10 protein-coding genes are annotated in these 13,417 nt (G+C 55.3%); 4 read left to right on the forward strand and 6 right to left on the reverse strand.

Annotation, left to right across the window (positions count from 1 at the left end; translation table 11 throughout):
• A partial coding sequence (locus tag KP814_RS32890) for a hypothetical protein (protein WP_253938481.1) occupies positions 1-1,156 on the forward strand: 1,156 nt, incomplete at its 5' end.
• 335 nt (positions 1,157-1,491) lie between these two features.
• Here the strand turns inward: KP814_RS32890 and KP814_RS19045 are convergent.
• The 6 genes from KP814_RS19045 to KP814_RS19070 all read right to left on the reverse strand — a co-directional run bounded on the left by KP814_RS19045 (position 1,492) and on the right by KP814_RS19070 (position 8,795).
• Entirely contained in the window at positions 1,492-2,049 is a 558-nt protein-coding gene (locus tag KP814_RS19045) for a cob(I)yrinic acid a,c-diamide adenosyltransferase (protein ID WP_216738250.1), read from the reverse strand.
• Between the two features lie 29 nt (positions 2,050-2,078).
• On the reverse strand, positions 2,079-3,017 hold the full coding sequence (locus KP814_RS19050; RefSeq protein ID WP_216738251.1) for a 2-dehydropantoate 2-reductase: 939 nt from the start codon (positions 3,015-3,017) through the stop codon (positions 2,079-2,081).
• Positions 3,018-3,065: 48 nt separating this feature from the next.
• Positions 3,066-5,921: a valine--tRNA ligase gene (locus tag KP814_RS19055; protein WP_216738340.1), complete on the reverse strand. Its 2,856-nt coding sequence runs from the start codon at positions 5,919-5,921 to the stop codon at positions 3,066-3,068.
• A gap of 253 nt (positions 5,922-6,174) precedes the next feature.
• Positions 6,175-6,642, reverse strand: a complete 468-nt coding sequence (locus KP814_RS19060; RefSeq protein WP_127972603.1) for a hypothetical protein — start codon at positions 6,640-6,642, stop codon at positions 6,175-6,177.
• Between the two features lie 148 nt (positions 6,643-6,790).
• Positions 6,791-7,216, reverse strand: coding sequence for a DNA polymerase III subunit chi (locus tag KP814_RS19065; protein ID WP_216738252.1), 426 nt, complete (start codon positions 7,214-7,216; stop codon positions 6,791-6,793).
• A gap of 94 nt (positions 7,217-7,310) precedes the next feature.
• On the reverse strand, positions 7,311-8,795 hold the full coding sequence (locus tag KP814_RS19070) for a leucyl aminopeptidase (RefSeq protein WP_216738253.1): 1,485 nt from the start codon (positions 8,793-8,795) through the stop codon (positions 7,311-7,313).
• A gap of 335 nt (positions 8,796-9,130) precedes the next feature.
• On the opposite strand from KP814_RS19070, the gene lptF reads away from it, so the two are divergent.
• The 3 genes from lptF to KP814_RS19085 all read left to right on the forward strand — a co-directional run bounded on the left by lptF (position 9,131) and on the right by KP814_RS19085 (position 13,370).
• Positions 9,131-10,228: an LPS export ABC transporter permease LptF gene (gene lptF, locus KP814_RS19075; RefSeq protein WP_216738254.1), complete on the forward strand. Its 1,098-nt coding sequence runs from the start codon at positions 9,131-9,133 to the stop codon at positions 10,226-10,228.
• Complete coding sequence (lptG, locus tag KP814_RS19080; protein WP_216738255.1) at positions 10,215-11,276, forward strand: LPS export ABC transporter permease LptG; 1,062 nt, start codon at positions 10,215-10,217, stop codon at positions 11,274-11,276. Before lptF ends, lptG begins: the two co-directional genes overlap by 14 nt.
• Positions 11,277-11,480: 204 nt before the next feature.
• Complete coding sequence (locus tag KP814_RS19085; protein WP_216738256.1) at positions 11,481-13,370, forward strand: methyl-accepting chemotaxis protein; 1,890 nt, start codon at positions 11,481-11,483, stop codon at positions 13,368-13,370.
• Positions 13,371-13,417 lie beyond the last annotated feature (47 nt).

The following is a 13,417-nucleotide window of genomic DNA, read 5'->3' on the forward strand; positions in this document are numbered from 1 at the left end:
TCATAACGGCAGCCGCTTCACCACCTACATGGACCGAAACGGCCACTTCGCCCTGAACGCCGGCGCGGCGAATAACTGCCTAAGCTGGAACGGCTCTGTGCTGTCCGTGCGCGGGGATGTGTTGGCCACCAGCGTGGCGGCGAGCGTCAGCCTGAGCGCGCCCACGATCAGCGGAGGAACGATCCAAGGGACGAACATCACGGGAACCACCATTAATGGCGGCGCGATCAACGGAACCAGTATCACCGGCGCTACAGTGACGGGGTCCACCATGCAGACCGCCGGCAACGGTAAGCGGATTGTTCTATCTTCAGCCACCAATGAAGCCCACTTCTACGGCGATCAGGGAGACGGGTCGATTCAGGAGCTGGCGAGCATCGGCATACGACCGGTCGGAGGCGACAAGTATGTGATGCAGGTGGGGAACCTAAACCCGGGCAACCGTCGGGCGGGCATACTGGCGCACTCCAATGATACGGTCGCGATCATGGCGCAATCGAATACGGGGATGCCGCTGTTTGCGGTGCATGAGTCCCAGACCGCACGGACCAGCCCGGCGATATACGCGCTTAACATGTCGCACGATCCGATATCTATGGGCATAAAGGCGAGCAGCGCAGGCGGGGTAGGGGTGAATGCGCAGGGGAACAAGTACGCGGTTTACGCCAACTTTGGAGGTTATGGACCCTTCACCGGCGCGCACGATTGCTTATTGCGTTCTGGCAGCGATCCCAAGCCAGGACAAATCCTGGTCTATGGCGAGGTTATCAACCGTCGGGATTTATCCAACGTGCTGCATGAAGTGAGCCTGTCATCGAAGCCGCGCCAGCGTGGTAAAGCGGGCGTTTATGTTTCCGCGACAGTCATTAACCCGGAACACTTCGACATGACGGACGAGGCGTGTGCAGAGCTGGAAGACACGTATACCGCCGGCATTATGAACGCTTTGGGTGAAGGTCAGATCCTGGTTTGTGGCGAAAGCGGCGACATCGAAATAGGCGATTACATTGTCACCTCAAGCCGACCCGGCATTGGCATGCGCCAGGAGGATGACGTGCTACGAAGCTACACCATCGCGGAGGCCCGCGAGGCGGTTAACTGGAGAGAGGAGGGAAGCGACGAGAGATTGATCTCGTGTAAGTATCTTTGTGGCTAGAATGGTCGTTACGATTTACTTGTATGGCACAGATCTGAGCCCCACTTTCCAGCTTAAGGCTATTCTTGTGAGTGGTTTCAACCTAGGCTGGGTGACAACTGGCTTAATGAGGCCTATCTTTATGAATATAAAGGATATTCTATGCTGCAACAGCCGCTAGGCGGCGGAGGAGCAGTCCGCCGTCGCTAAAACCATCGATGAAAATGTCGGCCATATCAGCGGACTGGGACGTGAGACGGCGGAGAACGCCAAGGAAACCCTGGCGTCCAGTCGTGAATTGTCTGCGCTAACCGGAGCCCTTCACGATCTGCTGGGGGGATTCAAAATATAACGCGTTAGGCTTCCCACTTGGTCTGGGTCCACAATATTTCTTCGCCGCCTTTGCGTCGCGCCAGTGTTCGCGCGGCGACGAAGAGGTAGTCGGAGAGTCGGTTCAGATAGCCCTGCAGGCAAGGATTTAATTGTTCCTGCTGCGCCAGGCTGACCACTGTGCGCTCTGCGCGACGGCAGATGCTGCGCGCCATATGGCAATGGCTGGCGGCGCGGTCGCCTCCCGGCAGGATAAAATTCTTCAGAGGCGGGAGTTCTTCGTTTAGCTGGTCCAGCCACTCTTCCAGTCGAGTAATGTGCTTATCGATAATGATGAGGTGGCCGGGAATGGACAGTTCGCCACCGAGATCAAACAAATCATTCTGAATGCTTTGCAATTGGGCGTGAAGCAGGTCGTCTTGCGTCAGCTCGCAGATGACCACGCCCAGGACGCTGTTGGTTTCGTCGACGGCGCCCATCGCCTCCACCCGCAGCGCATTCTTGGCGATACGTTCGCCGTTGCCCAGTCCGGTTGTTCCTTTGTCCCCTGTGCGGGTGTAAATCTTGGAAAGCCTGTGGCCCATATATCCCCCTTGGGTAAAATTGCTGTGGTCTACGCGCTCTGGTCCGAATGGGCGCTCAGAGCAAGAACGCCTGCGGTCAGCTCTCTATTGATAGGGTGAGGCTGGCCGTGCGCGTCCGCATAATCGCAAATGAATCCGTTGATGGCGCTGATCTCCGTTTGCCTGCCAGCGCGAATATCCTGCAGCATGGATGAAATATTGTTCGCGGTGCCTTGAGCAACTGCGACAATTCGCGATCTGATGCTGGCGGCGGGTTCGCCATATCCTGCTGCAAATAACACCACCGACAACTCCTCACAAAGCGCATCAATACGCTCCTTGAAGTAGCTATGTTCGAGAATGTCCCCGTTGCGGCAGTTCAACAGGGCGGTAAAGGGGTTTACGCCGCAATTCACGCTGAGTTTACGCCAGAGCTGCTCGCCGATATCTGCCGTTGCGTCGCTGCGGAAACCCGCCTGCTGCAGCTGGGAGACCAAATGCTGCGCTTCCTGAAATGTGGCGTTAGCGGTGAGTGGTCCCAGCCAGGTCTGGCCATGGCCGGCGTGAATGATATGTCCTGGCCTTGGTTGWTTTGCGCCTTCTGTTGTGGAGGCGGCGTAAACCGCCATATCGGCGTATTCCTGTGCGATCTGCGTTTGGCTGCCCATGCCGTTTTGCCATAGCAGAATGCGGCATGCGGGAGCGAGTCGGTGTTTGACTGAGTTCAGGGCGGCTGCGGCAGAGTAGCTTTTGGTGGTGATAAAAAGGGTGGAAATCGGTTCCGCCGCGTTTGCGGTTTCCCAGTTTAGTAACCTTGTCTTGCTTTCGCCTGCTTGATCAAGCGTTAACGCAATGTGCTCATCTCTGGGCTGGGAGTGAAGGGAAGGGGGACTGCGTAGAATCAGGCGCACATCGGCGAAAGGGAAGAGCCGGCAGGCCAGCAGGCCTCCCAGCGATCCATTTCCCAGAATATGTATCCGGTGTCGCATACCGGTGTGTCCTTAGTGCGTCAGTCGCAGCCCCTTTAGTCTGTAGAGTTAGATTGACTCGATGCGGGACACTTGCTCACGCAGCTGAGCCAGCGCGGCTTCCGCATCCGCCAGTTTTTCTTTCTCTTTTGCGACAACGGCTTCCGGCGCCTTACTGATAAAGCTTTCGTTGCCCAGTTTGCCTTGCAGGCGCTGCTGTTCTTTCAAAAGCTTGTCAATTTCCTTGCCCAGGCGCGCCAGCTCGGCTTCTTTGTCGATCAAGCCCGCCATTGGCACCAGCACCTGCATGGCTCCCACCAACTGAGTGGCCGCCATAGGCGCTTCTTCGTCCGCCGCCAACCAGCGGATGGACTCCAGCTTGGCCAGTTTCATCAGGAACGACTGATTGGCTTGCAGGCGTGCTCTGTCGCTGTCATCGCCTTGCGCAAGAATGACGTTGATGGCTTTGGCGGGAGAGATATCCATTTCGCCGCGAATGTTACGCACAGCCAGGATGACGCCCTTCAGCCATTCAATAGAGGCGGCGGCTTCCGGGTCGATGCGAGAGGCGTCCGCCACCGGATACGGCTGCTGCATGATGGTGGGCCCGGATTTGCCAGCAAGCTCTTTCACCTTCTGCCAGATCTCTTCCGTGATGTAAGGCATGAACGGATGCGCCATACGCAGAGCGGTTTCCAGCACACGCACCAGGGTACGGCGCGTGCCGCGCTTCAGTTCGGCGGAAGCAGCGTCGTCCCACAGTACCGGCTTGGACAGCTCCAGGTACCAGTCGCAGTATTCGTTCCAGATAAACTCGTAAATGGCCTGAGAGGCCTGGTCAAAGCGGAAGGCTGCAACGGCTTTCTCCACTTGCTGCTCTGTTTCCTGCAGACGGGAGATAATCCAGCGCTCAGCCAGACCCAGCTCGTAGCTTTCGTTATTCTGGCCGCAATCCTGACCTTCGGTATTCATCAGCACGTAGCGCGCTGCGTTCCAGATCTTATTGCAGAAGTTGCGATAACCTTCGATACGGCCCACGTCAAACTTAATGTCGCGACCTGTGGAAGCCAGGGAGCAGAAGGTGAAGCGCAATGCGTCGGTGCCGTAAGAGGCGATGCCTTCCGCGAATTCGCTGCGGGTGGCTTTCTCGATTTTCTGCGCATCCTGAGGCCGCATCAGGCCGCTGGTGCGCTTGGTGACTAGCGGCTCAAGCTCGATGCCGTCAATCAGGTCGATGGGGTCGAGCACGTTGCCCTTGGATTTGGACATCTTGGCGCCTTGGGAGTCCCGCACCAAGCCGTGCACGTAAACAGTCTTGAAGGGAACCTGAGGTTTGCCGTCTTCGTCTTTGATGAAGTGCATGGTCATCATGATCATGCGCGCCACCCAGAAGAAAATGATGTCGAAACCGGTCACCAGCACTGAGGTGGGGTGGTAGGTTTGCAGCTCGCGAGTATTTTCCGGCCAGCCCAGCGTGCCGAACGTCCACAGCGCGGAGGAAAACCAGGTGTCCAGAACGTCTTCGTCCTGATGCAGCGCGACGCTGGCGTCGATGCTGTACTTGCTGCGCACTTCTTCTTCGTTGCGGGCGACGTAAACATTGCCCTGGTCGTTATACCAGGCGGGAATACGGTGGCCCCACCACAACTGACGGGAAATACACCAGTCCTGCAGGTCGCGCATCCAGGCGAAGTACATGTTTTCGTATTGCTTGGGCACGAACTGGATATCGCCATCTTCAACGGCTTTGATAGCGGGCTCCGCCAGAGCTTTCACCGCTACGAACCATTGGTCGGTCAGGTAAGGCTCGATCACGACGCCGGAACGGTCGCCGCGAGGCGCTTTCAATGCGTGATCTTTGATTTCTTCCAGATAGCCCAACGCCTCAAAGTCGGCGACGATTTTCTTGCGCGCTTCGTAGCGGTCCAGACCGGGATAGCCGGCGGGAATCGCCGCTTGCATGTCCAGGTTGGGCGTGCCGTCGCTGTTCACCACTTCGCCTTCGTCGCGGATGCTGGCGTCAATGGTGAAGATGTTGATCATCGGCAACTGGTTGCGCTTGCCTACTTCGTAGTCGTTGAAGTCGTGAGCCGGTGTGATTTTTACGCAGCCGGTGCCGAATTCCATGTCTACGTAGCTGTCGGCGATAATCGGAATTTCACGATTAACCACAGGTAGAACTACGGTCTTACCGACCAAGTCGCGGTAGCGGTCGTCTTCCGGGTTAACGGCTACGGCGGTGTCGCCCAGCATGGTTTCTGGACGCGTCGTCGCGACAACCAGATAATCTTTGCCGTCTGCGGTTTTTACGCCGTTGGCCAGAGGATAGCGAAAGTGCCACAGCTTGCCTTTCTCGTCTTCGGAGATAACTTCCAGGTCGGAAATGGCTGTGTGCAGTTTCGGGTCCCAATTAACCAGACGCTTGCCGCGGTAAATGAGTTTGTCGTCATACAAGCGAACGAATACTTCCTGCACCGCTTTGTAGAAGCCCTCGTCCATGGTGAAGCGCTCGCGGGACCAGTCTACGGATGCGCCCATACGACGCAACTGACGGGTAATAGTGCCGCCGGATTCCGCTTTCCACTCCCAGACTTTATTAAGAAACGCTTCGCGACCCAGGTCGTGGCGGGTTTTGTCTTCTTCCGCCGCCAGTTTGCGTTCGACCACCATTTGAGTGGCGATGCCAGCATGGTCCGTTCCAACCTGCCACAATGTGTCGCGGCCCTGCATGCGATAGTAGCGGGTCAGGGCGTCCATGATCGTGTCTTGGAAAGCATGCCCCATGTGCAGGCTGCCGGTGACGTTGGGCGGTGGGATCATGATGCTGAAGGGCTCGCCCTGCTGGCTGGGTTTGAAGAAGCCTTGTTCTTCCCAAAAGGCGTACCACTGACTTTCAATCTGGCCGGGTTGGTAGGTTTTTTCCATCATGACGTATATGTATTCGTTTCGCTCAGGTGCTTGATTCTAGGATCTAAGAATAATAGCCGAAAGAGGCCGCTAAATGGGCGTCTGCAACGGGTGAACGCACGGGTGCGGAATAGTGGGTGCTAGCGCTGATCAGACGGCCCTGGAAAAGGCCGCATTATACACACCCATGGGATCTTCTGATAGCCGCATGGGCGCATATCGGGCCGCGCCGCATCCCGCAGCGTGGCCGTTATCGGAGGGGATGCTCAGCTTATTTGGATAAGTTGAGGCTGTTCATATGACGGATGACCTCGGCGCGGACCCTTTGCTCGATCTGCGGCATGTACTCCGCCACCACTTTCTGCGTAGTGAGGTGGACGATCCGCTCCAGATCTTTGGTTTCTTTCAAAACCGAGCTGGCTGCGGCGTGCGTGCTTTGTTTCTTGAAAAAGGCCTCAAACTCCTTCTGAAACTCCATGCGCTCCAGCGCCAGCTTTTCCAAGTGCTCATAGGGCAAGAATGGATTATTGCCCCGCAGACTGGTCGGTTTTACGTCAACCTGTCCGTTCGCGGGTGTCATCTCCATACTTTCACACTCCTTGCTAAGTTGCGTTTGGGGTTGATTGTTCTGAATTTCGGTAAGGCCGGGATGGGAAGAAGCCAGCTCCGAGTCATCAATCACTATTTCATCCAACAAGGGAATGAGATCACTTTCACTGTCAGCTACAGGAGAACTCATCGGTTATATTCCTCGTAAATCCCAAGTTTCAATTGTAGTTATTAATCAGGCTCCGATTAATTTAATTATTATTTAGACCTCTTTGGGTCTTTATGGAAACGATGACTTGCTCGTCGCCGAGAAATGACTCCCGTTTCCTACTCAATATTTAAGCAGATTCGATGTTATAAGTCTGCAACTCGAAGCCTAATTGTTTATACAGTTTATACACTTTTCTGGATTTCGCACGGGCGTCAGGATCGCCGGTTACGAGTTCTACCACCCTGTCCGCCTTGTCTGGTGGGGCTTCGGTGAGATTTATAACAACTTCGGTGGAAATTGTTTCCGGCAGGCGGGTGCATAAAAAAACTGGAGTGTCGGAAGAGGGGGATTCAGGTTCAATACTATGTGGAATAAAGCTTTCCGGCCGAAAGTAATATAATAAATCGTCCAAATGTTCTAGTTCTTTTGAGTCTTTGCATAGGATATATATCCGATGTCCTAATCGATATATCTTTTCGCAAAGTCTACAAAGATAAAAATCCCTTTGTGCAATGTCGCCGGAAGAAAGCAGATGGAAGTCGGCTTTTGGCATGTAATGTATATAATTAATCGGAATAATTAAATAACCATGGTATCCGAATCGAATACCATGGTCTGTGACAGGGATCGCTTTATATGTGTCGCAATCAGCCTTTAACTTGACCCAGCAGATACTCGGTCAGCAATGGTACTGGACGGCCGGAAGCGCCTTTGTCTTTACCTGATGTCCAGGCGACGCCGGCGATGTCCAGGTGAGCCCAACGATACTTCTTGGTGAAGCGGGACAGGAAGCAGGCGGCGGTGATGGTGCCAGCGGGGCGGCCGCCAATGTTCTGCATATCTGCGAAGTTGCTGTCCAGCTGAGTCTGGTACTCGTCCCACAGTGGCAGACGCCAGGCTCTATCGCCTGTGCTTTCGCCAGCGGCTAGCAGTGCGTCAGCCAGTTTGTCGTCGTTGGCCAGCAGACCGGTGGCGTGGTTGCCCAGCGCGATAATGCAGGCGCCGGTCAGAGTGGCGATGTCCACCACGGTTTCAGGCTTGAAGCGTTCGCAATAAGTGAGGGCGTCGCACAACACCAGACGGCCTTCAGCGTCCGTGTTGAGAATTTCCACTGTCTGGCCGGACATGGTAGTGACGATATCGCCGGGTTTGGTGGCTTTACCGCTGGGCATGTTTTCCGCCGCCGCGATAACGCCGACGACATTGACCGGGGCTTTCATCTCCGCCAGCGCGAGTAGCGTGCCAAATACGCTGGCGGCGCCGCACATGTCGTATTTCATTTCATCCATGCCTTCGCCGGGCTTCAGGCTGATGCCGCCGCTGTCGAAGGTGATGCCTTTGCCCACCAGGACATGGGGTTTCTGTTTGTCGTCGCCGCCTTTATATTCGATGACGATCAGGCGGGCGGGTTCATCACTTCCCGCGGAGACAGAAAGGAAGGAGCCCATGCCCAGTTCTTTCAGCTCTTTTTCGCCCAGGGCTTCCGCCTTCAGAGATTTGTACTCTTTGGCGAGCGCTTTGGCTTGTTTGGCCAGGTAATCCGGGGTGCAGACATTGCCGGGCAGGTTGCCCAGGTCTTTGGTCAGATTCATGCCTTTGGCGACTGCGCCGGCTTTGGCGATAGCCGCCTCGATGGCGCTTTTGTCACGCTTGTCGCCAGCGACTTTAACCTGGCTGACTTTGGTTGGCGTGGCCTTCTCGCTTTTCATGTTGTCGAAGATGTAGCAGGCGGATTCCAGTGCGATCACCAGTTGCTCCGTCGCCCAGCCGGCTTTCAACGCATTCAGGGTCAAGCTGGACAGCGCGACCACTGCGTTGCCTGCGCCGCTTTTGCTCAAGCTTTGCATGGCGGATTTTGCGGCTTTGCGGAAGCCCGCTTCGCTTAATTCTTTCTCTTTACCCAGGCCGACGAACAAAAGACGTTTGACGCCGCCTTCCTGCGGATAAAACCAGCTGGTGGCCGCTAACTTGGAAGAGATGTCGCCAGAAGAGAGCAATTTGCCCAGAACGCCTTTGCACTGTTGGTCGAGTTCTGTCCAAACTGCTGACTGGGATTTGCCTTCGACAACGCCGACCACAAGGCAGTCGCTTTTTTGTTTTATCGGGTCGGTGGAAAGAGCGGAATAATTCATAGTGGTTGCGAATCCTCTTAACCTAAATACATTTGGCTTTGTTCTCCATGCCGGACCAACGTCCGCTTGATGGAAGGCGCCGGAGGCGTTCCCTGGGGCGCCGCAGAAGTCTCATTCGATGCGGGAGCGTCGCCCGCCGTTGCAAGAGGCAATCTATATGAGACGTATCCTATACGCAATCAAGTCTACGTTAAGGCTATGAAATTTGCATGTGAGTCTGGTATCTTGCGTCACTTTGACGCGCGCTCAAAAACGCTGGGCCGCTTAACCTGTCCTGACGCGCCGTTCCGCGCGCTTCGGTTGATATTGCGGTAGAACGTAAATAGGTAATTTCGTTGTTTATTATCCTTCGTTATCTGTCCAGGCAGTTGCTGGTCAGCATGGTCGCTGTCGCGGGCGTGCTGCTGCTTATTTTTATGAGCGGACGGTTTATCAAGTATCTGGCTGACGCCGCCCAGGGCAAGCTGTCGGCGGATGTGTTGTTCGCCATCATGGGATATCGCCTGCCGGGCTTTCTTGAATTGATTCTGCCCCTGGGTTTATTTATAGGCATTCTGCTCGCCTACGGTCGCATGTACCTGGAAAGTGAAATGACGGTGCTGTTCGCCTGCGGCATGAACCGTTTTCAGCTTATCAAGCTGACGATGGTTTCCGCGCTGCTGGTAATGCTGGTGGTCGGCTCTATGAGTCTTTACGTCAGTCCTTGGGGGCTACGTCAGGTGGATGAAATTTTCTCGGATCAATCCAAAGTCACGGAATTCGAATTGCTGGCGCCGGGGCGCTTCCAAAGCCTGCGTTCCGGTGAACGGGTGACATACACCGAGGGACTGAGCAGCGACAAGCGGGAAATGCAGAACGTATTTATCGCGGAGCGGGACTCAGAAAACGGCAGCATCTCTGTCTTGGCGGCCAAACGGGGCACCCAGCTGGTTGACCCCAATACCGGCAGTCGCTTTGTGGTCCTGCACGAAGGCGCCCGTTATCAAGGGCGGCCGGGAGAAATGGATTACCGCGTTATTGAATATGACGCTTATGGCATCAAGATCGCGGAGCCTGACGCAGAGGCGGAGAAAACCCGGGATGAAGCCAAGCCGACCAGTGAGCTGTGGCGTTCCGAAAATCCTAAGGACAGAGCCTTGCTGCAATGGCGTATCTCCATTCCTTTATTGGTTCCCATCGTTGCGCTGTTGGCGATTCCCCTCAGTCGGGTGAATCCCAGACAGGGGCGCTTCTTCCACTTGCTGCCCGCCATGCTGATTTACATTACGTATCTGGGGCTGCTGATCGCCAGCCGTAAGAGTCTGGAGAAAGGACGCATCAGCGAGTGGATAGGCATGTGGTGGGTGCACGGAACATTTCTGGCGATCGCGCTGATATTGATGTTCGGTCCTGACTGGCGACAGAAGAGGAGAGCGGCCCGTGCGCAGAATTGATCGTTACATCGTCGCAACCGTCGCCTCCGCCATGCTGCTGGTGCTGCTGGTGGTGCTGTCGCTGGACTTGGTGTTCGCGTTCATCGCTGAAATGGATGAACTGAAGAACGACTACCAAACCTTCCAGGCGATGAAATACATCGTCTTCACCGTACCCAGGCGCATCTATGATTACTTGCCCCTGGCTGCGTTTATTGGTTGTCTGGTAGGGCTTGGCGTGTTGGCCAACAACAGCGAGTTGACGGTGATTCGCGCCGCTGGCGTCTCCGTGGTGCGGGTGGTCTGGTCCACCATGAAGCCGGCTTTGGCGGTGGTGGTGGTGGGTATCCTGGTGGGCGAGTTTGTGGCGCCGCAAACGGAGCGTATTGCGCAGACGCAAAAGGCCTTGGAGCAGGGCGCGGCTGAGAACGTGGCTTCTTCCGCCGGTATGTGGCGGCGTGAAGGCAATGTGTTTATGCACTTCAATGCGGTGGAGCCGAAAGGCGTGCTCCATGGCGTGAGCCTTTTTGAATTCAATGATGAACGTCGCATGGTGCGATCGACTTTCGCCAAGCGGGCAATTTATCAGGGCGATCACTGGTTATTGCAGGACATTGAACGCACCGAGATCAAAGATGACGGCAGCAATGTGCAGACGTTCGACTCTCTGCGCTGGAATGTCAGCTTGTCCCCCAGCATTCTGGAAGTGTTGATCATCAAGCCTGAATACTTGTCTATCAAAGGCCTTTATACCTACGCCAACTATCAGGAAGAGCAAGGGCTGGACGCTAACTCTTATCTGATGGCGTTTTGGAAGAAAGTGCTGCAGCCAGTGGCGACCTCTGTCTTAGTGCTGGTGGCGATCTCCTTTATCTTTGGGCCGCTGCGTTCGGTCACCATGGGGTTCCGCGTATTCTGCGGCATTATTATTGGTCTGCTGTTCAAGTACATGCAGGATTTGTTGGGGCCGGCAAGTCTCGTATTCGGCTTCAACCCTGTGATTGCAACGCTGGCCCCGATTTGCATTTGCGCGTTGCTGGGCGTGGTGTTGTTACGTCGAGTACGTTAGCGCTTACTCTCTCTTGCTTGTCATCTCTCCTCAACAGGCGCCGGATATATCCGGCGCAGTGCACTATTTCAAAATCCGTCTAAGCTAAAGAATAAAGCCTGCTCCGATTACGCTTACGTCATTGTTCACAAAGCGCTTTATCGGCTCCGGCCGAGCATGGCTCAGGGGGCTTCTTCCACGGGATTTATTTTGGAGTTCTGACGCATGAATTTAGCTATGCAGTTCCGGCATAAGATTATCATTTTGAGCGGCGGGATCCTGCTGCTCTCAATTGTCGCATTTGCGGCCAACAACTATTACTTTTTGGCCGACCAAACCAAGAAAGACCTGGAAGGAGGCATGCAGGAATTGTCCGGAGCCGTATCCGGCAGCATTGCAAGCTGGCTGAATGGGAAGTTGGATCTGGTGCGCGGCGTGGCCTTGAAGGCGGCGCAAACCACGGATGTGGAGACCATCAGGGCATACGCCCAGGTCGGGGCGGTCTCCGAAGAAGTCGCGGGCATGTATGCAGGTTTGTCGAATGGGACATTTATATACAACGACGCCAACGAATCTTTCCCCTCAGATTACGATCCTCGTAAACGTCCCTGGTACACCACCGCGCAGCAAAAGGGTTCGCCGACTTTTTCAGAGCCTTACCGGGATGTGCTAACGAAAGAACTATTGATCACTGCTGCGGCGCCGTTTTCAGGCTCCAGCTCAGGCGTTGCGGGGGCTGACCTTAATCTGGACGTGGTCACGAAGATGGTCAACTCCGTGGACTTCTTTGGCTTGGGATACGCCTTTTTAGTGACGGATAAAGGGAAAGTTCTGGTGCATCCAGATGTGAAGATGGTCGACAAAAATGTCACCGACTTGTTCCCCAAGGAAACACCCAAGCTGAACGCCAGTGACTTGCAAGAGACTACGAGTGATAAGCAGTCCGTACTGGTTAGCTTCTTCCCCATTTCCGGCATCGCCTCGGTGTCCTGGCGGCTGGGTGTAGTGATAGACAAAGAAAAAGCGTTCGCCTCACTGGCGGATTTCCGTAACTCCGCCATTGTTTATGCGGTTATTGGGGTGCTGGTGGTCTGTGTTCTCATGACATTGTTGCTGAACACATTGATGCGCCCGGTGATTCGGCTGGGCGACGCCATGGAGAATATAGCGGAAGGCGAGGGCGATCTGACGCAGCGTCTGGATGTGTCCGGCAAAGACGAATTTACTCGCCTGGCTACCAACTTCAACGCTTTCGTAGCCAAAGTGCAGAATCTGGTTGGCGATATCAAAAACTCTATTGAGAGCATGTCCGCCGCTGTCCGGGAGATGAAAGGCTTTGCGGCGGAAACCAGTGAAGCAGTGGCCTCACAGCAGCAGGAAACCGAAATGGTGGCGACGGCGGTGAATGAAATGTCCGCCGCTGCGCGGGAAATCGCTCAGAATGCACAGCAGGCGGCGGAGGCGGCGCAAGAGGCGGACGACGAAAGCGCCAATGTTAAGCGCATTGTGGACGACGCTATCAAGTCTATCGAACAACTCTCCACTCAAATCGGCAGCGCGTCGGAAGTCATCAACGCTCTCGAAGGGGATGTGAATTCGATTGTGTCAGTGCTTTCCGTTATTCGCGGCATCGCCGAGCAAACCAACTTGCTGGCGTTGAACGCAGCCATTGAAGCGGCGCGGGCAGGGGAAGCGGGACGTGGATTCGCCGTCGTGGCGGATGAAGTACGGGCGCTGGCCAGCAAAACCCAGGAAAGCACGGAAGAGATTCAGGCCATGATCAGTCGCTTGCAGGATGGTTCCAATAAAGCCGTGGGCAGCATGGAGCAAAGCCGCAACAACGGGCAGGCGGCGGTGGATAAGGCGCAGTCGGCGGGCTCGTCGCTGAATGCGATTGTTTCCGCCATCACCACCATCAGCAGCATGAACACCCAGATCGCCGCCGCTTCCGAGGAACAGACTGCGGTGACCGAAGATATCAGCCGCAGCATCACCTCCATCGCCGACGCGGCAGAGCAGACTGCGCGAGGAACTCAGGAAACCGCCAATACAAGCACGCAGCTGGCGGAGTTGGGCGAGCATCTGCGTCAGCAGGTGGCGCGCTTCAAAGTGTAAGTCGGGAACTTGTTTTCTTCCTCGAATGGGCGGTAGACCCGACTGCC

Source organism: Hahella sp. HN01 (assembly GCF_018986435.1).
GTDB lineage: Bacteria > Pseudomonadota > Gammaproteobacteria > Pseudomonadales > Oleiphilaceae > Hahella.